Here is a 21,435-nt window from a genome sequence, read left to right as displayed (position 1 = left end):
TGAACTTTGATAATCGAATACCTGCCAGATATTGAATTTTCAAGGTGCATAGGCAAAATCTATGTGCGAAGTTTGAGAAGAATACTTTAATTGCACAGGCTGAAGATGCTTCTGATGCAGATAATAGTTATGAAAAATGGAAACATATTTTGAACTGTGTTGGTCAAGATGATTATTCAAGTCAGGAACGTTTTTTCAGACAATATTACAATGCTTTTAGGGAAGAATTAAATGCCCCATATTCTAAAGCCGATAAACGTTACTATCTGGGGTATCTTGCCACAAGAACAACACTTCTTGATATTTACGAAAAAATGATAAAGGATAATTATAAACGGCTCCTTGATGACTTGTCTGAAAAAGCAGAGCGTTATTCAGTTATCGTAAATAACAGTGATGAGGTCTATACATATACAGAAACATTGCAGGACTTAAGCCGAATATCTGGCGCACCTTCTTATATTTTGTTGCTGTACCTCATGTCAAATCAGACTAAACTTAATCTGACAGATCCAGATCTGAAAAAAATAATTAGAGTTTTGATTACATTTTTCGTTCGCCGTAATGTAACTGATGTTCCTAATACAAGAAAACTTACACAATTATTTATGGATATAATTGCAGAAGTGAAAGTGTTGCAGGGGAATGATATTGTACAAGTGGTTCATGATAGATTGCAGATAGTTTCAGCACCAGATAGTGTTTTTGAAGATAAATTACGGGGTCCGGTTTATGATGAAAATCCTGAAGCTACAAGATTCATGTTGTGTAGCATAGAAGCTAAAAATCAAACAAAAGAAATTTATGCGGATCTTTGGGCGAGAGATAATAACAAAAAATATGTATGGACTATTGAACATATTTTCCCAGAAGGGGAGAATATACCAGCCTCATGGGTTCAGATGATTGCAGATGGAGATACCGCTTTAGCAAAGCAATATCGTCTGGACTATGTACATACGATTGGCAACTTGACGATCACTGGATACAACCAGAATCTTTCTAATATGTCATTTGAGCAGAAAAGAGATAGGAAATCTAAGGATAAAACAAAAGAAATTGGGTACAAAAATGGTCTGTATCTGAATAAAGATATTGTAAATCAAAGTAAATGGACAGTGGATAAAATTCAAAATAGAACGGATGTGCTTGTAAAGATTCTCATGGAAATGTATAAATGGTAAAAATGATAGTGCAGATCTTTCAGAGTAGTTTTATTCTGTGTTTTCAGAGCTCATAAAACCTCATATACAAGGTTTTATGGGCTCTAACGTTCTGCCTTGGAGCGTCAAAAAGTGGAGTGAGAGATATATATTGTATGTGATTTAAAAATGCGATATTTCAGAATTTAATTTCGGATTTTGATATATTAGATTGTTCAGAACGCATTCCTGTGATATGATGATAAATACAATGTGAACAGATATTTTAAACAAATAAGACTGAGGTGAAGAAATGGCAATTAGTTACAAGAAGCTGTGGAAATTGCTGATTGATAAAGACATGATGAAAAAAGATTTGCGTACAATGACAGGTGTCAGTACGACAACAATGTCCCGATTATCTAAAGATGAAAATGTGAGTACAGAAATTTTATCAAAGATTTGTTCTGCTTTGAGCTGCGATGTTGGAGACATCATGGAGTTCGTTCCAGATAAAAAAGAGGAACAGTAGGAGGTACGGCATTATGGATCATTCTTATCCTTATATTGCGTCTCTGACCAGGGAGCCGTTTCTTTTCTATGAAATGCGTTCCACCGCAAAGCTAATGGCAGAAGGAAATTCAGATGATACGATTGTAAAAGAAATTGTAGAACAGAATCTTTTCCAGTATCCAACGGAAAAATCTATCACACGCATGGCGAAAGCCTGCATCAAACGGCTTCATGCTCTGGAAGATGATTCGCTGGTTTCTGCGATTGCATCACAGCCGACGGATGTGGCAAAACAGATTTGTCTGTATGCGTTGATGAAGCAAAGCCGATTGGTCTGGGAATTTATGCTGACAGTCATTGGAGAGAAGTACAGATTAAGGGACACGTCTTTTGGTAAGATAGATTTGAATACATTTTTTATGCGTTTACAGGAACAGAATGACACCGTAGCTTCTTGGAGCGATGCCACAATAACAAAGTTAAAACAGATTATTGCCAGAGTGCTTGTCGAAACAGAATATCTCGACAATCTCAAGGCAGATCATCTGAATCCGGTATGGCTGCATCCTGTTTTGGAGAATGCCATCAGAAGCAATGGTGATACGGCGGTACTGCCTGCTTTCAATTGCTTTTCATACACATAAGCGTACAACGAAATGCTCCAGTGAAGCATTTCGTGTAGGAGGTAGCCAATGAGTAACATAAAAGAACGCCTGGACAAAGTTCGGGCATTGATTCAGGAGCCGGAGTTCCTGGAAGGCAAAGGATTGAGTAATGAGGTGAATATCAGAATCTTCTGCTATGAACCGGAGAATGAAATGGTTGTCCGCCATTTTGTGAATCAGCTGGAAACCGATCAGTCCTTAGATTGCAATTTGATTGTTTGTAATTTATATAAAACATTCCTCTCTATCTGCGATGATATGGACATCACAGATGCGATTCCAGATATGGAAGAAGCTGACGGAAGTGCTTATCTTCTGGAACAGCTGAACTCCGCAATCGGCAATGGAGAGTTCATTGATAAAATTCAGTACGAGCCGCACGAACCAGGCGATGTACTGATGCTGACGGGCGTAGGTGAGGTGTTTCCGTTTATGAGAATCCATACTTTACTGGAAGCCTTGCAGCCGTATTTTTCGGATGTTCCGATTTTGGTTATGTATCCGGGTGAGTTTGATGGTCGTCATGTAAAACTATTCAATCGTCTGACACCAAATGATTATTACCGGGCATTCAATGTCATAGATTAAGGGGGGATAAAGCCATGATGATTCGAGAAATGTTTGCGGATGACATCAACCGCAAAATCAATGGTGTAATTAAAGTAGATCAAGCTGCCGATGATGTAATCGAGCAGGAATTAAATGAATATGTCATTACCAGAGAATTGAAGAAGCACTTCATTACATTCTTCAATTATTACGGCGATGCCTTCGACCAGCCGACTGCCGATATGGGCGTTTGGATTTCTGGTTTCTTTGGAAGTGGTAAATCTCATTTCCTGAAAATGCTTTCTTATCTTCTGGAAAATAAAGAGGTAAAAGGCATCCGTAGTGTAGAGCGTTTCCGTAAAAAGTTTGAGGACGACCCGGCAACTTTTATGCTTATCGACCGTGCCACCAAGGGACCGACTGAGACAATTCTGTTTAATATTGACATTGAGGGATTCAGCAATAAAGACAAGACTGCTGTACTTCGTGTCTTTGCTAAAATGTTCTATAACCATCTGGGATTTTACGGTGAAAATCTGAAAGTTGCCATGATGGAGCGTTATATTGACCAGCAGGGCAAGACTGAGGAGTTCCGCAGAGTTTTTGAAGAAAAGAGAGGCAAGTCCTGGCTGGAAATGCGCCGTGCATTTGCTTTTAATGGAAAGTTCATCATCCCGACACTAATGGAAGTTCTCGATATGAGTGAGGACGATGCCAGGACATGGTTCAATGATAAAACCGCAACAGAAATTTCTATCGCACAGCTTGTGGAAGATATGAAAGCCTATGTAGATACAAAGCCTGCAAACTTCCGCCTGCTGTTTATGATTGACGAGGTTGGTCAGTATGTAGGCACAGATACCGACATGCTTTTGAATCTCCAGTCTCTGACCGAGAAAATCGGAAGTGAGTGTGAAGGTAAGATTTGGGTGATTTGCACCGGGCAGGAAGCCATTGATGAAATCATCAAAGTTCGTGCCGATGAGTTCTCCCGTATCCAGGCTCGTTTCAAAACAAGACTGAGCTTATCTTCTTCCTCTGTGGATGAAGTCATCCAGAAGCGTATTCTGAAAAAGAAACCGGAAGCAGCCAAAAATCTGGAAGGTGTTTATGAACAGAATGATTCGGTTCTGCGTAATCTGTTCAGCTTCAACGGTTCGATCTTGGATATTAAAGGATATTCCGGTCCGAGGGAGTTTTCCGAGAACTTCCCGTTTGTGCCGTATCAGTTCATCATCATGCAGAAGGTATTTGCCGAAATCCGTAAGCATGGAAATTCCGGTAAGCATCTGTCCGGCGGTGAGCGTTCCATGCTCTCTGGTTTCCAGGAAGCAGCACAGAAAATTCAGGAAAAGGACGAATATGCACTTGTTCCGTTCTTCCTTTTTTATGATACCGTACATACATTCCTTGACGGTTCTATCCGCCGAGTGATCGAACGTTGCCAGAAAGCTGCTGATAACGGTGATGGTATCGAACAGCAGGATGTAGATGTACTGAAACTTCTGTATTTGATTCGATATATTGATGATATTCCTTCCAACCTGGACAATATCGTTATCCTCATGGCAGACGATATTCGTGTAGATAAGATTATCATGCGTGAAGCTGTCAGTGGTTCCCTTGACCGGCTGATGAGCCAGAACTATATCGGCAGAACCGGCGATACTTATAATTTCCTGACCGATGAAGAACAGGATATTCAACGTGAAATCCGAGATACCAATGTGGATACTGCTTCTATCGTGGAGCGTATTGCCCAGATGATTTACGGTGATATTTTCACGACCAAGAAGTTCCGCTATGGAAAATATGACTTTGCTTTCGACCAGATGGTGGACGGTATTACGGTTGGCGTGGCAACAGGCGGTATGTGTCTGCGTTTCCTGACCGTGGCAACTGATGCCATTGATAAAACAGATTTCCGTCTGATGGCAGAATCCAAAGGCAACGAAGTAATTGTTGTTCTGGCGGATACGCCTTACTATGAATCTTTGGAATCTGCCATGAAGATTCGCAAGTATGTAAAGCAGAGAAATGTAAGCCAGCTCCCAAAGAGCGTGCAGAAAATCATCAGCGACCAGCAGGACGAAGCGGGAAAATATGAGTTAAGCGCCATGACTGAATTGCAAAATGCTATCGAGGGGGCGCAGTTCTATGTAGATGGGGAACATCTGGAAATCAAAGCTGGAAATGCCAAGAGCAAGATTGACCAGGCTCTTGAATATCTGGTTGCTCATGTATATAGCAAACTCGATCTGATTACAGAAAATGCAGGCAGTGATGCGGATATTATTGCGATTCTGACAGGTGCGGTAACAGCACTTCCGGGCATGGAGCCGAACCGTGATGCTGCTTCTGCTATGGAAGAATATCTGGAAATGCAGGATGCAAAAAAACTACCGACTTCTATGGCAGATGTGCAGAGCAAATATAGTGCGATTCCGTATGGCTGGAAAGAAATCGACATTGCTGCGGTTGCGGCACAGTTGATTTATTCCCAGAAAGTAACCATCAAGTATGCAGGCAATACCATTCAGCCGGATGACCCGAAACTGCCGGATATGCTCCGTAAAAAGAGTGAGATCGGCAAGACGTCCATCAGCAAGCGTAAAACTATTTCCGCTTCGATGATGCGCGATGTGAAGGCAATGCTCCGTGAGTATTTCGACATTATGGATGTACCAGATGATGAAGATGGATTGATTCGTTTTGTGACTGAGAAGTTCACAGAGCAGCGTGATTACTATGCTTCTCTGGATGCCCGTTATGACGGACATAAATATCCGGATCACGCATTGGTGCAGGAAGCCATTCATCTGATGGAAGATGTGCTTTCTCAGAAGAAAGACAATATAGCCCTGATTGAGCGTGTGCTGAAAAAAGAGGATGCTCTTTTTGCCAATAAAGAAGCCATGAGCAACGGCATTGAAAATTTCTTCAAGACACAGGTAACGGTATTCGACCAGGCAGTGCAGTTTGAAAAATCTCTGCATGATGATCTTGACCGTATTGCAGAAAATGAGGAAGCATATAAGGCATTGAATACCATTCGTCTGATTACTATGGTTCAGACTGGAAGAAAGTTCAACTATAAACGGATTCGTGAATTGAATCCTCTGATGGATACAGTTCGTACTGCCCATGATAAGATGCTGGAAGAAAAACGTGCCGAGGTTCTGGAAACTGTTCGCCAGTGTATGGAAGCAACTCATACTGCTGCAAACGGTGATTCCAAGGTATCCCATCTGATTGAGAAATCAGACAAATATTTCAGTCAGTGCAAGGAGAAAATCGCAGAGTTAAGGAGTCTTGCCCTTCTGGATGCTATGTTCCTGCCGATGTGCCAGTACAAGGATGATACGGTGAGCAATATCGAAGCAGTCCTTGCGCCGCCAGAACCGAAGCCGCCGGTACAGCCAGGAAAAGAACAAACTCCAGCAAAGAAAAAAGTAGTTCGTTCCTACAGCCGTCAGGTGGTATTCCAGGCAAAGACATTACAGTCGGAGGCGGATATTGATGATTATGTAGAGAAGATTCGTTCACAGCTGAAACAGTTGTTGAAGAATTGCGATGAGATTAAGTTGAATTAAAGAGGAAAAGTGATGGATGGAATAGTAAATGAGTTAGTAAAATTGAATCAAAAGGATTGGTTTGATGTATTAACGGCAGTTATTCCTATTCTTTTGTCTGTTATATTAGGTATTCAAAACATAATATATGAAAGAAGAACGACTAAACTGCAGAAAATGATACACAATCGAGAGTGGGCCCAGCAATATCATGGAGACATTCTGCTATTGTACAATACATATTATGAATTTAAAGATGCTATACAGGCGTCTGGTTTTGAAAATAATGTGAGAAGCGGAAATGTTAATGCAGCATTTGGATGGATAAATAATATTCAGATTTTAAAGACATACATTCTACGACGTAAAGATTTGGCAAAGCTACTATTTAAAAAAAAGAATGAGAACTTATATAACATAATAAAAAAATGTTTTGAACAAGAAATTGAAGTTATAGATAAATATATTGCATATCTATCGTCAGGAAAACTTTTGGAGACATCTGAAAATGCATGGAATACAGTATGTCAGGCTACACCTAGTGCTAAATATAATTATCAATGGTTATCGCAAAATAGAAATGTGTATGATACCTTTATGAAACTTTGCCATAGCGATGAAATGATAGATATTGAATACTTGATGAAGAAGAATGATGAATTACATTCTTATGAAAACTTTGATATATATTTTGAAGAATATTTTTCAATAGAAAAATTATCATAGGGGTGAAGCTATGGATAAGAATGCGATTAAAAAGTTTGCTGTCTGGGCAAGAACAGATCTGATTGCCCGTGTTTCCCTGAAAGGTGTGGAATACGGCATCACAGAGGACAACATTGAGGACGCCAATGTGGACAGCGTTGGCGGCAAAGTCCTCACTGTGGATGAAAAGAAACAGCGCCAGGCTCTGATTGCCGAGATCAAAGATAAAGGATATAAGCAGGTCATGGAGGAGGTTGCCTATACTTGGTTCAACCGTTTCTCTGCTCTGCGATTTATGGAAGTCAATGGCTATCTTCCTTCCCATGTGCGTGTGTTCACGGACGAGGAAAACAACTTTAAGCCGCAGATTATAGCCGAAGCCATTCATCTGGATTTGGATGGACTCAATATGGAAAAGGTCTATGAGCTGAAAGAAGCTGAAAAGACCGAAGAACTGTATAAATATCTGTTGATTGTGCAGTGTAATGCGCTGAATAAGATTCTGCCGGGAATGTTCCAGAAGATTGCGGATTACACCGAACTTCTTCTGCCAGACAATCTGCTCCGTGAAGGCAGTGTCATTCAGCAGATGATTGAGCTGATACCGGAAGACGACTGGAAAGATGCTGTCCAGATCATCGGCTGGCTGTATCAGTATTATAACAGCGAGAAAAAAGACGATGTTTTCGCAGCACTGAAAAAGAATGTGAAAATCACAAAAGAAAACATTCCTGCAGCAACCCAGCTTTTCACACCGGACTGGATTGTTCGATATATGGTAGAGAACAGCCTTGGCCGTCTGTGGTTGGAGGGACACCCGGATGTGAAAGAGCAGTTTCTGCCAACTGAGGAAGAACAGTCTGCATATGCGAAAGGAAACCGTGACCCGGAAGATACCAAATGGCACTACTATCTGGAAGAAGCCGAGCAGGAGCCGGAAGTGCAGGCACAGCTTGCTAAGATTCGCAGGGAATACGCCGCACTGACACCGGATCAGTTGAAAGTGATCGACCCATGCTCCGGTTCCGGTCATATCCTTGCGTATATGTTCGATGTGCTGATGAAGATTTATGAATCCTACGGTTATACCACTTGTGAAGCAGTGGCAAGCATTGTAGAGAACAATCTTTACGGACTGGATATTGATGATCGTGCGGCACAGCTGGCTTATTTTGCGGTAATGATGAAAGCTCGCCAGTATGACCGCCGTTTCTTCAGCCGTGGCATTCAGCCTCATGTGTATGCTATTGTGGAGAGCAATCATGTAGATCAGTTTGCTTTGGACTATTTCTGTAATGGTGATGCGAAGCTGACAACGGCTATGGATACCATTATCCGTGAACTGTATGACGCAAAGGAATACGGTTCGATTCTGACCGTCACACCGCAGGATTGGTCTGCACTGTATGACCGATTTACAGAGATTACGGAAGATATAAATATGTCCCGTAAGACGGCATTGAGAGAATTACTGCCGTTGGTGCAGGTGGCGGAAGCACTGGCACAGAAGTATGAGGTGGTAGTGACAAATCCGCCGTATATGGGTGGCTCTGGTATGGGTGCAAAACTTTCGGATTATGTCAAAAAGAATTATCCGGACAGTAAAAGTGATTTGTTTGCGGTATGTATAGAACGTGGTAATCAAATGGTTGTCAGCAAGGGTATTAACTGTATGGTTACGATGCAAAGTTGGATGTTTTTAACCAGCTTTGAAAAAATGAGAGTTAACGTTTTAAAAAATAGAAATATAACCAATCTGATGCACATGGATAATATGGTTATGGGAATTGCTTTTGGAACAGCGGTTACTGCTTTTAGAAATTGTAGAATACAAAATTACAAAGGAACATATAACCATATAAAATATGAGGATATTGTAGACAATGTTCCTAAAGAATTCCCGATTTCAGGGAATCGTTTTGCACAAGTTAGCACAGATAATTTTGCTAAAATTCCTGGAAGCCCTGTGGCATACTGGGCAAGTGAAAAGACTATGAAAGCATTTGATAATGAATATATTTCTGAGTATGCAACATCTAACGGACAGAACATTACAGGAAATAATAGTAAATATTTGCGCTTGTTTTGGGAAGTTGATTATAGCAATATAAATAAAGAATATTGGGCTAAATGTGCTAGAGGCGGTGGATATAGAAAATATTATGGAAATGATGACAATGTGATCTTATGGACTTTAGAAGCAAGGCAGCATTATAAACAAGATAGCATTGCGAGAATTGTTCCAGAATATCTCCAATTTAAAAGTGGTATTACATGGTCATATATTACTTCTGGCTCACCTTCTTTCAGAAAATTATGGGAAAATGAATTATTTGAAAAAGCAGGCACAAGCATATTCATTAACAATGCTGAGCATATAAATGGAATCCTTGGATTATTAAATTCAAATGTTGCGAGGGCATTATTAAAACTCGTTAGCCCAACAATAAATTATCAGGTTAGGGATATTTTTTCGATTCCGGTAGAAAAAGATATATTAATATCTGATCAGATAGACAATTTGGTTGTGCAAAATATTGACATGGAAAAAATGGATTGGGATGCCTTTGAAACTTCATGGGACTTCCAATATCATCCGCTGATTCGTAAAGTTTCTACTATTGCTGCAGCTTATGTCCAGTGGCAGACAGAATGCGATGATCGCTTCAACCAGCTGAAAGCTAATGAAGAAGAACTGAACCGTATCTTCATTGACATTTACGGTTTGCAGGAAGAACTGACACCGGAAATTGAGGATAAGGATGTTACAGTCCGGAAGGCTGACCTTGGCAGAGATATTCGCTCCTTTATTTCTTATGCGGTTGGATGTATGTTTGGTCGCTACTCGCTGGATGTGGATGGGATTGCCTATGCAGGCGGCGAATGGGATGCCAGCAAATATGCGTCTTTCGCTGCGGATAAGGATAACATTATCCCGATCTGTGACGACGAATACTTTGAGGATGATATTGTCGGCCGTTTCGTAGAATTTGTAAAAACAGTCTATGGTGAAGAGTCTTTGGACGAAAATCTAAAATTTATTGCCGACGCCCTGGGCGGCAAAGGGCAGCCGAAAGATGTGATTCGGAATTATTTCCTGAATGATTTTTACAAAGACCATTGCAAGATTTATCAGAAGCGCCCCATATACTGGCTGTTTGACAGCGGCAAGAAGAATGGCTTTAAGGCTCTGATTTATATGCACCGCTATCAGCCGGACACTATTGCCCGTATCCGTACCGATTATGTACACGAACAGCAGGCTCGATATCGTACCGCTATTGCCGATTTGGAACAACGTATTTCTAATGCTTCTACCGGTGAGCGTGTAAAACTAAAGAAAAAACTGACCACCTTGCAGGCACAAGATACCGAAATCAGAAGTTACGAGGAAAAGATTCATCACCTTGCCGACCAGATGATTTCTATTGATCTGGACGATGGCGTGAAGAAGAATTATGCAATTTTCCAGGATGTTTTGGCTAAAATAAAGTAAGGGGAAAAATATGAGTGATGAAATCAATATGACGATTTCTATTCCCACGGATGATGATGGCTATGTTCTTCTGCAATGCGAGCATTGTGGTACATATTTTAAGGGAACTCCTTCTGATTTAGAGGATGACAGGGTGCTTCATATATTTTGTCCAAGCTGCGGTTTAATAAGTGAAAATTATGTTACGGAGGATGTGTTTGAACTTGCCATGAAAATGGTGACAAATGCCGTCAATGATATGATTTATAACGAATTCAAAAAAATGGAACGGCATAGTAAAAAAGGAATTATTACATTCAAGGCTGGAAAACGTCCGAAGCATGAAAATGAAGACCCTGTTCGGTCAGGCATAGAAGCAATGGAAATCTGCAATTTTTCATGTTGCAAGCGTACTGCGAAAATTAAGCCATTATTAAAGATGACGGGTGCATATTGCCCGTTTTGTGGGGTGAAAAACTATGAAATTAAATAGAAAAGAATTACGAAAAATCCAATATGATTTTAACAGCTATTCTAATCGGCTACTTCAGGCAAACTATCAAGATTATGCTGGTGTGCTTGCAAAATTTGTAAGATACATAGATGGCACTCCGATTATAAGTGATTACATCCATGGTTGCGGCAGCTGTGAGTGGGATTTAGAAAAAGAAATTAAAGAAGTACAAGGATCATACGGAGGCTTGATTTTTTCATTGGGCGAGACTGATGAAGAAGAAATACGAAATGTGTACGCTGTTTTAAGATACTTAGTAGAAAATAACAGTTCTGTATATCATGGCGTTGCCATGGGATATTCTTCGTCAACTAAATGGCAGGATAAAATCAAAGGTTTTAATGAACGGTTTGTTATGGTGCTGATTCGCCATGTAGAAAGGTATTTAACGAAAATAGGTATTGATATGGGAATAGATGAAAAGAATGTTTATAATGTGACGGTACAAAATGGTCAGGCTATTATTGCAAATGATAATTCGTCTGTCACGGCAACTACAAATATTGGTGCAACTGCAAATGAAATAGAACAGTTGATTACTGCAGTTCGAGCAAAGATGGACACCCTTACATCAGATGAAGATAAAGAAGCTGTATCTGAAAGCCTGGAAGTTATAGAAGCAGAAGTCATATCTGAAAAGCCAAAGAAATCTATGATAAAAACGGCAATAGCTTCGTTGCAAGCTATAAAAGGAACCGTTGAATTTGGATCGGCGGTTGCGGCTTTGATTCAGTTTGTTGGACCAATGCTATCGTAACAACGGTTAAAACTGTAAAAGAAAGCAAGGTGTTATGATGACTATAGAAGCAATTCTTGCAGGAGAATCAAAGAATGTAGAGTTTAAAGAGAGCCTGCCGGAGAAAAGTATCAAATATATGAAGTCTGTGGTTGCATTTGCAAATGGAACCGGAGGTAAAATTATTTTTGGAATTGCTGATAAGACCAGAGAAGTTGTCGGTTTTGCCAAGGAAGATGTGTTCGAAAAAATGGATGCCATTGCCAATGCCGTATCAGATAGCTGCGAACCGGCAATTATCCCGGATATTTCTTTACAGACGATTGATGGTAAGACTGTTATTGTGGTAGAGGTTTCTGAGGGCAGACAGCGCCCATATTATATCAAAGCCCTCGGCAGAGATGGCGGTGTATATGTCCGTGTTGCCGGAACTACCCGTCTTGCTGACGAGTATATGATAAAAGAATTACTGTTTGAGGGCAGTAACCGCTACTACGATCAGGCTTTGTGTACCGGGTTGAATATCACGGATGAAGATATTGATGCTCTTTGCAAAGCTATGAAAGAACAGGCAGTCAAGAATGCCCACAATGAGGAACAGAAAGCATCTATCAAAGATGTTGGTAGACAACAGCTTCGTTCCTGGGGGGTTTTGATTGAACGTGATGGAAAAGATTATCCGTCCAATGCCTTTGCTATTTTAACAGGCAACGCAGGACTTCATGTTGCAACGCAATGTGGCGTGTTCAAAGGCACAACAAAAGCGGTATTTGTTGATCGGCGGGAATATACCGGTCTGCTTTGGGAACAGATAGATGAAGCATTTCAGTTTGTTCTGCGAAATATTCACCTGGGCGCTACCATTGTGGGGATTTATCGCCAGGATGTTTATGAGATCCCACCGGATGCCATTCGTGAGTTGATTATCAATGCCATGGTGCATCGTAGTTATTTGGATCATGGTACGATACAGGTTGCGGTGTATGATAACCGATTGGAAATCACTTCCCCGGGAAAGCTGCCAATGGGACAAACTATGGAGCGTATGAAAGAAGGCTATTCCAAAATCAGAAATGAAGCTCTTGCTCATGCCTTTGCTTATATGAATCTAATTGAGCATTGGGGAAGCGGCATTCCGAGAATTATTGATAAAGTAAAAGCTGCCGGACTGCGGGAACCAGAGTTTATTGGCGGCGAGGTTGATTTGCGTATCAACATCTATCGAGGTCAGGTTGACGGCACTGTTGACCTCAATGCTTCCAATACTGCCGTTAAACCGCCGCTAAACCGCCGGGAAACCGCCGATAAAGTGCCGGCAAATGAACAGGAACAGCAAATTTATAAATATGTATCGGAAAATGCCGGCATTACAACAGCACAGGCAATGAAACTTCTTGGTATCAAACAGCGTAGAACCAGAGAAATACTGGCTAAAATGGTTGAAAAAGGATGGCTGAGAAAAGAAGGTGCTTCAAGAAGCACAATTTATGTAAAAAATACGGAAGGGAGATGATGCAGCATGGATACAGACAAAGTAATACAAGACTTGAACCGCAGATTTGCTGCACCTCTGCCGGAGTTTTACCAACGTCGGATCATCTTCTGGTACGATGAAGATAAGGAATTTGAGGATAAGCTGGACGAAGTGGTTTTAGAGAATGCAAAGGTAATTGCGCTGACTGGCAATAATGCGTTTTCTGTGAAAAAACTGCTTTCGGTAGATGACTTGACTACAAACTATCTGGTTTATAGTCCTTTAGCATATAACCGCCCGGAGGACAACTGGCTTTTGGATGTGGAGCTTTACAGTGAGGAGTTCCGGGCAGATCTGATTTCCATTTGGATGGATGAGATGGGGCTTGCATCGAATCCGGCCATGCGGAAGCAGGTCAAGAATTATCGTGCTTATTTTAATGCGAAAGACCGTCGTTTGAAAGTTAGCACACAGAATAAAGTTCCAGCAACTCCAGCACAGCTGCACATGGCTGTCATGGCGGCAATCTGCGGATTAAAAGACGCACAACCTAATATGATTCTCCGCAGTGTGTTTCGGGCTGGACTGGATTTGAAAAGCAATACTGTTTATCAGGAGTTTATAAAATATCATGCAGATGGTGCGTTTTGGGCGATGGTTCGCCAGGGATGTGGATTTGCAGAGGAAGAACCAGACCTGGGACGACTGGCGATTCATTTGCTGTTGACCGCTGCTACCCGTACTATGCGACAGGAGTATCTTGCTGGACTGGACGGGTTCATTTCTATGCCGCATCAGGCATATTGCTATGATTTTATTTCTGAATGGATTCATAGTGAAGATATTCAGCAGTTATATGATGTGGCACGGTATGTTGAGGATGAAGCCTGTCTTCATCAGCGTTTTGAAAAGCTGACTGTGGACGATCTGGCAGGAACTGAGTGTTTCCCGTGCATTAATGAAGTGATTCTGACAAAGCTGATGACAGAAATCAGCGACCATATCATTGATGTTGACACCATAACTTCGACCGTTGAAAAGCGGAGAACCTGTGCATGGTATGAGCCGTTTAAGAACTTTTATGATGGTATTTTGCAAGTGGCAAATATGCAGAGCTTCTTTAAGGAGCATTCTGCCGGATTCCATACCGCAGAAGCAAAAGGCATATGGAAAGAATATACGGAAAGCTATTATCAGATGGATACCTATTACCGTTTGTTCCATCTGAGTTTCCAAAAGAGTCTGGAAACTTCCAATATTCTGCTGGATGATTTATTCAAGCACGTTGTCGATAAAGTGGAAGGACTCTATACTCATTGGTTTTTAGGTGAGCTGGGTAATAACTGGTCGGATGTGTGCGCAGAAGAACTGGCAGCCTACGGTAAGGTTTTGGAAGTACCGCAGCAGGAAGAATTTTACCGTTCCCGTATTAAGACTTCAGATACCAGGGTATTCGTGATTATTTCGGATGCTATGCGCTATGAAGTGGCGGCTGCTATGGCAGACCAGCTTCGGAGAGAAACACAGAGTAAGGTTTCCATTAGCAGTATGCAGAGCATTTTCCCTTCTATTACAAAGTTCGGTATGGCAGCGTTATTGCCGCATAAAGAGCTGACGGTAGAGGTTCGGAACAACTTTTTAACGGTTTTGGCGGATGGTCAATCTACGGCAAGCATTTACCGGGATAAGGTTCTGAAATCAGAAGATCCGGCAAGTGTAGCATTGAAATACAATGACATTATTGCCATGAAACGAGCAGAACGAAGTGCATTGGTAAAGGGGATGGATGTGGTCTATATCTATCACGATACCATAGATGAAGCCAGCCATACTTCTGATACAGCTGTTTTTGCCGCCTGTGATAAGGCGATTTCAGAACTGAAGAACCTTGTGCGTATTATTGTAAATGAATTTGGCGGTACGAATATTCTGATTACGGCTGACCACGGATTCCTTTATACATATAGTCCTTTGAAGGAAGAGGATAAGGTAGATAAAATCGGTTTTTTTGATACGGATGTAGTAAACTCTGATGCTATAGAAAAAGAAAGCATCAGGCGGTGTGTGGAATATGGCAGAAGATATGCAATTATGAAGAAAGATGTGCAACCTGACTATTTGATGCCTGTAAAATTCCTGGGTGGAAATACAGAGTTTGAAGGATTTACTCCAAGAGAAAGTATCCGTATCAAGATGAGTGGCGGCGGGATGAACTTTGTGCATGGCGGTATCAGCTTGCAGGAAATGGTTGTTCCGGTGATTGAATATCACTATCTTCGCAACGATTCTATGGAATACAAGCGTAATAGGAAGAAATATGATACCAAGCCGGTAACAGTTAATCTGTTGTCCGCAAACCGTAAAATCAGCAATATGATTTTCTCGCTGAACTTCTATCAGAAGGATGCAGTTAGTGCAAACCGTGAAGCGGCTACTTATCAGGTATACTTTACGGATGAAAATGGCAAACAGATCAGTGATATTCAGAAGATTATTGCGGATAAGACCAGCGACAACGGCGCAGAGAGAACTTTCCGCTGTCAGTTTAATCTGAAATCTTTGAAATACAGTAATACCGCTACTTACTATCTGATAATTGCAGATGAACAGGGATTGCAGATGCCACAGCGTGAGCCATTCCAGATTGACATCGCTTTTGCGGTGGATGAGTTTGATTTCTTTAGTTAATACTGCAGGAGGATAGAAAGATGGAGCAATTTATAGAGGGCGAAAGTACCCGTGAAGAAATAAAGAACAAGCTCCGTCAGATTTTTGACGGTAAGATTGTTCGTAAAGTCCTGACAAAGAAAATCAAGGAAGGTGCGAATGTCCCAGTTTATGTCCTTGAGTTCTTATTGGGGCAGTATTGCAGCTCAGATGATGAAACTATCATAGAAAAAGGTGTACAAAATGTAAAGCGGATTCTTGCCGACAATTTTGTACGTCCGGATGAATCGCAGAAGATTCTTTCTCAGTTGCGTAAAAATGGCAGTCACACAATTATTGATATGGTGACTGTTCGCTTGGATATGAAAAAGGACTGCTTTTTTGCAGAGTTTTCCAATCTGGGAGTTGGCAATGTACCGATTGCCGACGAATACCCGGAAAAGTTTGACCGCCTGCTCTGCGGCGGTATCTGGTGTATTGTTCAGTTGGATTATGAGGTTGAAGGTGACAATAACTTTGGCATAGAGGATATTGACGGGAATCCGCTTCGTTCTAAACAGAAAAAGCAGAAAGATATTTCTCCAATCAGCATCCGTAAGCTGACACCGATCCAGATGCCACATATTGACATTGACGAGCTGAAGCAGGGACGAAAAGCCTTTACGAAAGATGAATGGTTGGATATTCTTCTTCGTTCTATCGGCATGGAGCCGGACGAATTTACATACCGTGAAAAATGGTTGCTTTTGACTCGTATGATTCCACTGGTAGAGAATAATTTTAATCTTTGTGAGTTGGGTCCGAGAAGTACTGGAAAATCCCATCTCTACAAAGAGATTTCTCCAAACAGTATTTTGATTTCTGGTGGACAGACAACGGTTGCAAACCTCTTTTATAATATGGGGCGCAAGACGGTAGGACTGGTCGGTTTGTGGGACTGCGTTGCTTTTGATGAAGTAGCGGGCATCAAGTTCAAGGATAAAGACGGTATCCAGATCATGAAGGACTATATGGCATCCGGCTCTTTCGCCCGTGGCAAAGAAGAAAAGGCTGCTACTGCTTCCATGGTCTTTGTGGGAAACATTAATCAGAGTGTGGATGTACTGTTGAAAACTTCCAGTCTGTTTGCACCTTTCCCGCCGGAAATGGGAACGGATACAGCATTTCTTGACCGTATTCACTGCTATCTTCCAGGTTGGGAGATTCCGAAGTTCAGACCGGAGCATTTTACTGACGATTATGGATTTATCAGCGATTATCTGGCAGAGTTTATCCGAGAACTTCGCAAGGAGCAGTATGGCGATGCACTTGATCATTATTTCCGTCTGGGAAGAAATTTGAATCAGCGTGATACGATTGCAGTCCGTCGTATGGTAGACGGTTATCTGAAGCTGATGTACCCGCATGGTGAGTTTACCAAACAAGAACTGGAAGAAGTCATTCGGATTGCATTGGAAATGCGCCGTCGTGTCAAAGAACAGCTGAAAAAACTGGGAGGTATGGAGTTCTATGATGTGAACTTCTCTTATATTGACCTGGATGATATGTCAGAGCATTATGTTTCTGTACCGGAACAGGGCGGCGGGAAGTTAATTCCGGATGGTATGTGCAATCCGGGACAGGTTTATACCGTATCCAGAGGGAAAAGCGGCATGATTGGTGTATTCCGTCTGGAAAGCCAGATGCTACCAGGGAATGGAAAGATTGAACGGACGGGGCTAGGCAGTGATTCTAAATGCAAGGAGGCTGTGAACACGGCATTTAACTATTTGAAAGCAAATAGCAATAGAATTAGCGGTTCTATCAGTACCTCAACCAAAGATTATATCATTAATTATCAGGATTTACAGGGGATTGGCATGACCGAGAAGCTGGCACTTCCTACATTGATTGCTCTTTGCTCGATTGCACTGGGAAGGCCAGTGGTCAGCAATTTGGCAATTCTGGGAGATATTACGATCAGCGGCACGATGATAAAGGTAGAGGAACTTGCCAATACACTCCAAGTATGCCTGGACAGCGGCGCAAAGAAGGTGTTGATTCCGAGTACCTCGTTTGTTGATTTTGCAGGTGTTCCGGCTGATCTGATGAGTGCATTTCAGTTGATTCCGTATCAGAGTGCGGAGGATGCTGTGTTCAAGGCGTTGGGAGTAGAATAAAACCAAAGATAGGAGGCTGCGAATGGCTATTGAGAAGGTAATTATTCAAAATTTTAAAAAGTTCAAAAATCCCTTTGAAATTAAATTTAATGAAAATATCAATCTTCTGGTTGGCGATAACGAATCCGGAAAATCTACTATTCTTGAGGCCATTCATGTGGCTTTAACAGGTATATATGCTGGTCGAAGCATTAGGAATCAGCTGTCAGCGTATTTATTTAATAGAGAGGTGGTTGAGGAATATCTGGTATCGGTGGAGGCCGGACATCCGATTGCACCTCCGGAAATAATGATTGAGCTATACTTCAAAAGCGGAACATTGCCTGAATATGAAGGAAATGGCAATTCTGAAAAAAGTGATGGCACAGAAGGCATTAGATTTTCAATTGGTTTTTCTGATAAATTTAATGCAGAATATGAAAGTTTGATTAAAACACAAAAACTTATAAGTTTACCTATTGAATTTTATGAAGCTAAATGGTTTTCTTTTAGCAGAGATGAGAAAATGCCGAGATATATACCCATAAAATCTGTAATGATTGATTCGTCAAATTACAGATACCAAAATGGATCTGATGTATATATCTCCAGAGTAGTAAAAGATTTTCTTGAACCAGAGGATATAACAGCAATAACACAAGCCCATAGAAATATGATAGATGAGTTTGCACAAAATGAAGCTATTCAGTTAATCAATGAGAAAATTAGTGCTGCATCTACTGTTATGAACGGAAAATTATCGCTAAGTGCTGATAAAGGAGTTCAGAACTCTTGGGAATCAAGTTTAGTTACACAGGTGGATGGAATCCCGTTTGCTAATGCTGGAAAAGGAGCACAATGTATTATAAAAACACAATTGGCTTTAAGTCACAAACAGGCGGAAAAAGCAAGTATTATTTTGATTGAAGAACCTGAAAGCCACTTGTCTTTTTCTCGACTGAGTGAATTGATGGGAGTTATTGAAAAGGCTGCATCTGGCAGACAAATTATTGCATCAACGCATAGCAGCTTTGTTGCTAATAAGCTCGGATTGGAAAATTTGATTTTACTTTCAGACAATAATTGTTGCTCAATGCAATCGCTTAAGAAGAAAACTTTTGAATTTTTCAAAAAAGTGGCAGGTTATGATACGCTGCGACTGATTCTTTGTAAAAAATCAATCTTAGTAGAAGGAGACTCGGATGAACTGGTTGTCCAGCGGGCATATATGGATACTCATGAGGGGAGACTTCCTATCCAAGATGGAATAGATGTAATGACCGTAAGAGGAGTAACATTTAAACGCTATCTTGAAATTGCACGGATATTAAACAAAGAAACGGCTGTCGTTACAGATAATGATGGAAATATTGAAGCTGTTAAGAAGAAGTACAAAGAATATGAGAAAATACCATTTATCCATATTTGCGTGGATGAAGTGGTAGATACAGGTGATTTAAAACTATCAGATAAGGATTTTAATTACAATACTTTAGAGCCGAAAATATTGAAAGAAAATGGGCTGGAAGTAATGAATAATATTTTTGGAACTAAGTACGATACTGATGATGATATGCACAGATATATGCATGCACACAAGACAGACTGTGCAATAGCGATTTTTGAATCGGCTATGAAAATTAAATATCCTGAGTACATAATGAGGGCATTAAAAAATGAGTAGTCTGATTGTTGCAGCGGCAGGGGCAGGAAAAACAACTTTTCTTGTAAAGAAGGCGTTGGAGATTGCTGAAAATGTTTTGATAACGACTTATACCGATGCAAATGAGCAAAGCATTAGAGATAAATTTTACGAAATAAATGGTTGTATTCCACCAAATGTAACCATAATGCCGTGGTTTTCTCTGCTGATTAGGCATGGCATACGACCTTATCAAAGTTATCTTATAAATAATAGAGTATCTGGAGTATTATTAGTCAATAAGGCAGATAGGAAACTGTTAAAGTTAAAGGACACAAATGAGAAAAAGTATGTCACAGCTTCTGGTAATGTATATTCAAATATGATTTCAAAATTGCCATGTGTCTTGGATAGATTATCGAATGGTTGTGTATTTCGGAGAATGAGAAAGATTTTTTCTTATGTTTTTGTAGACGAAATACAAGATTTTGCTGGATATGATTTGGAAATTATAAGAAAACTGCATGAGGTTGGTTGTAACATGACTTTGGTAGGCGATCCTCGTCAGACGACGTATCGAACTCATTATGAAACAAAATATAAAAAGTATGCAGGTGGAAAAATAGTGAATTTTGTGCAGGAAAACATTCCTGAAATGAATATTGACTCCACGACATTAGCGATCTCGTATCGCAATAACCAGATTATATGTGATTTGGCAAATCGGATGTATCCTGATATGAAGCCATGTGATTCTGCTATGAACAAAACGACAGGACATGACGGAATATTTTGGATTAACGAGAAGGATATTGATAACTATATGGAAACATATAATCCTGTTCAACTTAGATATGATAAAAGAACCAAGGTAAATGAAAAATTTAGAGTAACAACTTTTGGTTCAGCAAAGGGACTTACTTTCGATCGAGTTTTGATATATCCAACACAGCCAATGTTGAATTGGCTGTCAGGAAAATCGAGAGACATGAAAGCTGAAAGTCTTTCCAGATTTTATGTGGCAGTTACCCGAGCAAAGTATAGCGTCGGTTTTGTATATAAAACAAAAAAGATTCCGTCTGAAAATATCGGAGAAAAATGGACACCTGGATAAATAATTGAAGGGTAGCTGTTTTCAAGAAATCATACCGATAGAGAAATGGATTCCCCATCGTAGGATAAATTATCAGCGGTGGAGAAACATTTGTTTTTCATAATTAAAAACTCGAAATGGGTGGAAGTTTCGAGCGGGCACGCTTGTCTGCAACAAGCATATTTGCATATTTCTCGAGAAGGAATATTAATGTTGGAAATACTTATGAAATTTAAAAAGGGCATTTTAGTTGTTCGGTCCATCATCAATATATTCCATGATATCAGAGACAGAACAATGTAGTAGCCGGCACAACTGGTTTACTGTATTTGTGCTGATGCTATTGCCTTTTTTAATGGAATGATATGTTGCTTTTGAAAATCCCATTTTAAAAAGCGCATAGGATGAGATATTCTTTTGTGCCATAGTTTTAAAGAGTGGACGATAGCTGATCATGTCTCCGATTCATTCTCCTAGTGTACTGACCTGCTGATTTTTAGCAATACTGCCACCTCATTAAGAGGCAGTAGTAAATGTGGGATACAGCGAA

15 protein-coding genes are annotated in these 21,435 nt (G+C 40.6%); 14 read left to right on the top strand and 1 reads right to left on the bottom strand.

All coding sequences use genetic code 11. The features are described from left to right. The first annotated feature begins 44 nt into the window (after positions 1 to 44). The 14 genes from FGQ85_RS16210 (at position 45) to FGQ85_RS16145 (ending at position 20,906) form a co-directional block, all read left to right on the top strand. Complete coding sequence (locus tag FGQ85_RS16210; protein ID WP_243128592.1) at positions 45 to 1,184, top strand: HNH endonuclease family protein; 1,140 nt, start codon at positions 45 to 47, stop codon at positions 1,182 to 1,184. A gap of 271 nt (positions 1,185 to 1,455) precedes the next feature. Next, entirely contained in the window at positions 1,456 to 1,674 is a 219-nt protein-coding gene (locus tag FGQ85_RS16205) for a helix-turn-helix transcriptional regulator (protein ID WP_138373968.1), read from the top strand. A gap of 13 nt (positions 1,675 to 1,687) precedes the next feature. Further along, positions 1,688 to 2,299, top strand: coding sequence for a DUF1819 family protein (locus FGQ85_RS16200; protein WP_138373967.1), 612 nt, complete (start codon positions 1,688 to 1,690; stop codon positions 2,297 to 2,299). 48 nt (positions 2,300 to 2,347) lie between these two features. Beyond that, on the top strand, positions 2,348 to 2,908 hold the full coding sequence (locus FGQ85_RS16195; protein WP_138373966.1) for a DUF1788 domain-containing protein: 561 nt from the start codon (positions 2,348 to 2,350) through the stop codon (positions 2,906 to 2,908). Between the two features lie 14 nt (positions 2,909 to 2,922). Then, a complete protein-coding gene (gene brxC / locus FGQ85_RS16190) occupies positions 2,923 to 6,462 on the top strand; it encodes a BREX system P-loop protein BrxC (protein WP_138373965.1) in 3,540 nt (1,179 codons plus the stop codon). A gap of 12 nt (positions 6,463 to 6,474) precedes the next feature. Next, complete coding sequence (locus FGQ85_RS16185) at positions 6,475 to 7,167, top strand: hypothetical protein (RefSeq protein ID WP_138373964.1); 693 nt, start codon at positions 6,475 to 6,477, stop codon at positions 7,165 to 7,167. A 10-nt stretch (positions 7,168 to 7,177) separates the two neighbouring features. After that, complete coding sequence (gene pglX, locus FGQ85_RS16180; protein WP_138373963.1) at positions 7,178 to 10,642, top strand: BREX-1 system adenine-specific DNA-methyltransferase PglX; 3,465 nt, start codon at positions 7,178 to 7,180, stop codon at positions 10,640 to 10,642. Between the two features lie 10 nt (positions 10,643 to 10,652). Continuing rightward, positions 10,653 to 11,114 carry a TFIIB-type zinc ribbon-containing protein gene (locus tag FGQ85_RS16175; RefSeq protein WP_138373962.1) on the top strand — a complete coding sequence of 154 codons (462 nt, stop codon included), beginning with the start codon at positions 10,653 to 10,655 and terminating at the stop codon, positions 11,112 to 11,114. Continuing rightward, positions 11,101 to 11,892 (top strand): hypothetical protein, encoded by a 792-nt coding sequence (locus FGQ85_RS16170; protein ID WP_138373961.1) that lies wholly within the window; start codon positions 11,101 to 11,103, stop codon positions 11,890 to 11,892. The genes FGQ85_RS16175 and FGQ85_RS16170 overlap by 14 nt, the downstream gene beginning before the upstream one ends. 34 nt (positions 11,893 to 11,926) lie before the next feature. Further along, complete coding sequence (locus FGQ85_RS16165; RefSeq protein ID WP_347563111.1) at positions 11,927 to 13,384, top strand: RNA-binding domain-containing protein; 1,458 nt, start codon at positions 11,927 to 11,929, stop codon at positions 13,382 to 13,384. Between the two features lie 6 nt (positions 13,385 to 13,390). Then, on the top strand, positions 13,391 to 16,033 hold the full coding sequence (pglZ, locus tag FGQ85_RS16160) for a BREX-1 system phosphatase PglZ type A (protein WP_138373960.1): 2,643 nt from the start codon (positions 13,391 to 13,393) through the stop codon (positions 16,031 to 16,033). Between the two features lie 20 nt (positions 16,034 to 16,053). After that, positions 16,054 to 18,171 (top strand): protease Lon-related BREX system protein BrxL, encoded by a 2,118-nt coding sequence (gene brxL, locus FGQ85_RS16155; RefSeq protein ID WP_138373959.1) that lies wholly within the window; start codon positions 16,054 to 16,056, stop codon positions 18,169 to 18,171. A 22-nt stretch (positions 18,172 to 18,193) separates the two neighbouring features. Continuing rightward, entirely contained in the window at positions 18,194 to 19,834 is a 1,641-nt protein-coding gene (locus FGQ85_RS16150) for an AAA family ATPase (RefSeq protein WP_138373958.1), read from the top strand. Beyond that, entirely contained in the window at positions 19,827 to 20,906 is a 1,080-nt protein-coding gene (locus FGQ85_RS16145; protein ID WP_138373957.1) for a UvrD-helicase domain-containing protein, read from the top strand. The genes FGQ85_RS16150 and FGQ85_RS16145 overlap by 8 nt, the downstream gene beginning before the upstream one ends. A gap of 225 nt (positions 20,907 to 21,131) precedes the next feature. Here FGQ85_RS16145 and FGQ85_RS16140 read toward each other — a convergent pair whose 3' ends face one another. After that, positions 21,132 to 21,311, bottom strand: a complete 180-nt coding sequence (locus tag FGQ85_RS16140) for a helix-turn-helix transcriptional regulator (RefSeq protein ID WP_316269568.1) — start codon at positions 21,309 to 21,311, stop codon at positions 21,132 to 21,134. Positions 21,312 to 21,435: the final 124 nt, after the last annotated feature.

This window comes from Pseudoflavonifractor sp. BSD2780061688st1 E11, assembly GCF_005844125.1.
Taxonomy (GTDB): Bacteria; Bacillota; Clostridia; order Lachnospirales; family Lachnospiraceae; genus Sellimonas; species Sellimonas catena.
The sequence above is the reverse complement of the archived record's forward strand: the minus strand, read 5'-3'. Positions and strand labels throughout refer to the sequence as shown.